The sequence below is a fragment of the Flavobacterium pokkalii genome (assembly GCF_014596575.1).
Taxonomy (GTDB): domain Bacteria; phylum Bacteroidota; class Bacteroidia; order Flavobacteriales; family Flavobacteriaceae; genus Flavobacterium; species Flavobacterium pokkalii.
Genome location: NZ_NASZ01000045.1, coordinates 1 through 1,972, shown reverse-complemented (window position 1 = coordinate 1,972; position 1,972 = coordinate 1). Strand labels below are relative to the sequence as shown.

At 33.8% G+C, this 1,972-nt stretch carries 3 protein-coding genes; all 3 read right to left on the bottom strand.

Annotated features, from left to right (window positions below):
* A partial coding sequence (locus tag B6A10_RS16380) for a hypothetical protein (RefSeq protein WP_238929432.1) occupies positions 1 to 184 on the bottom strand: 184 nt, incomplete at its 3' end.
* A 311-nt stretch (positions 185 to 495) separates the two neighbouring features.
* Positions 496 to 1,047, bottom strand: coding sequence for a hypothetical protein (locus B6A10_RS16145; RefSeq protein WP_188221694.1), 552 nt, complete (start codon positions 1,045 to 1,047; stop codon positions 496 to 498).
* A gap of 18 nt (positions 1,048 to 1,065) precedes the next feature.
* Positions 1,066 to 1,972: hypothetical protein (locus tag B6A10_RS16140; RefSeq protein ID WP_238929431.1), on the bottom strand; the 907-nt coding region annotated here is incomplete at its 5' end.

Here is a 1,972-nt window from a genome sequence, read left to right as displayed (position 1 = left end):
TTTGGGCAGCTAGGTCAAAACTAAGCTTGAAGCTGTTGGTAGGCATAGGGTTAGGATATACCATGAGTTTGCTCACAAGGATTTCGCCCGCTTCTTGGGGATGCTCTTGTGGGCTTTGCAAGATGAGGTACATGGGTTTTTCGTCCTCACGTTCTTTGATGTTGTAGAGTTGTAGGTTGCCCACGATATAGATATCGTCTTGGTTTTCTACTACTTGCAGCTTAGCGTTTTTAAATCGAAAGGACTCTAGGCTGGTTTTACGGTTTATGGCACGGTCTATCTTGGTGTCTTTGAACTGTATGGCTTTGTCATTAATCGTAGCCTTAAAGTTGATGGTGTCGGCTTGTTGCGCTATAATAGCATTTTTTTACACAAAACCCTGCTAGAGTTCAAAACTCTAGCAGGGTTGAAATACAAAAAAAAACTACAACTTTTTAGGGTTGTAGTTTTGTTGATTAACTTATGGGTACTGATAAAATAACCGAGCGAATAGGATTATAAATTGTTATAAATTCTTTTAGCTTTAAAAAATGTTACTATTATTAAGATAAAACCGAGTAGATTTTTAAATAATCTATATCTTTTTAAATAACTCAAATCTAAATTCAAATCTATGTACTTTAAATCGTAATCATCTAATGGTGCATATTTCATCTCTTCAATATTTATTTTAGGATGAAGGTCGTTACTAACTTCCTCGTATATTTTAAGAAAGCGTTGTTTGTTATCATTATCTTTAAATTTTACTATGATAAGTTTGTTGTTAAACCAGTATCCATCAAAATCTTTAATGAAAACCTTTTCTTTCTTATCTGTAATTTCAACAAATTTACTACCTTTGTAAAACATATTTAGATTCAAAAAGTTTTCTTTTATTATAACTCCTCTATTACCAAGATCAGAACCGCCGAAATACATGGTAAATCTTTCTGGAACTTTAGAACTTAAAATACCGTAACCGAAGCCATAATAGTAAGACTTAGAGTCCATGTATAAAAATAAGCTCACTAGTGATAAATAAATAATAAGCGCTCTATGTTTTTTCATTGTGTATGTGTTTTATACTTAATTTTCGGGATAACCTGGGTTTTGATAGGTGATTTCAAAAGTCCAAGGGATATAATCATAAGGGTGTGGTTCTAATGCATTCACTTGACCGTCTGGGGTTAAGTAGGGGTAGGGAACCTCTAGACCATCAATATCCAGTGGTTCCCTAAAACCATCCCCTACAAATGCTGTAAAGGTTGTTGTGCAAATACCGCCTGAACATGTTGTCTCATAATCTACATTACTATCTCCAACGTGAAAAATATCCGTAGTCATATGTATAGCAAAATCAGCTGTAATTCTATTAGCCGTTCCATTTATTAATGCATTTGAAACTCTTATAAAATCAGGGTCATTTAATAATTCGTGTTTTGTATCTGGACCAAGTTCAACAGCTGATCCATCTCCATAATAATAGCGATTGACTGCATCAATAGTTGAATCAATGATTTGCACTTGTGTTGGAGAAGTATTATGATCTATTAGATAATGTAATTGATTTCTTATTACGTCAGCAAGAAAAGTGCTTTCATAAATCATGTCTCCATTTTGATTATAATAAGCTGTAACTTCTTCTAAATTAGCCCAGTCATTGAGTTGCTCATCGCTTAGACCGCCAACTAAATATATGATATAATCTGCTTCATCATCATAATCATGATAATTGCCATCATTTGTAATGAGGTCACCTGAAACATTACCAGAGTCTAAACTAGCAAAGGCATTTCCTTCATCATCAAAAAACCATGTTGAATCTGTATCATTAGCAAAGCCTCTTTCTAAAACTTCATTTATAACTTCGGATTCCCCATGGTATCCATCGAATGCATACCCCAACTGCCCGCACAACATACATAAGAACGTAAGTACGAATATATAATAATTTTTTCTCATGGCGTTTATTGTTTGATTAAAATGGTTCGTA

Bases quoted from the DNA above. Each gene is read 5' to 3' on its own strand.
- B6A10_RS16145 (WP_188221694.1), bottom strand. From the start codon at position 1,047: ATGAAAAAACATAGAGCGCTTATTATTTATTTATCACTAGTGAGCTTA.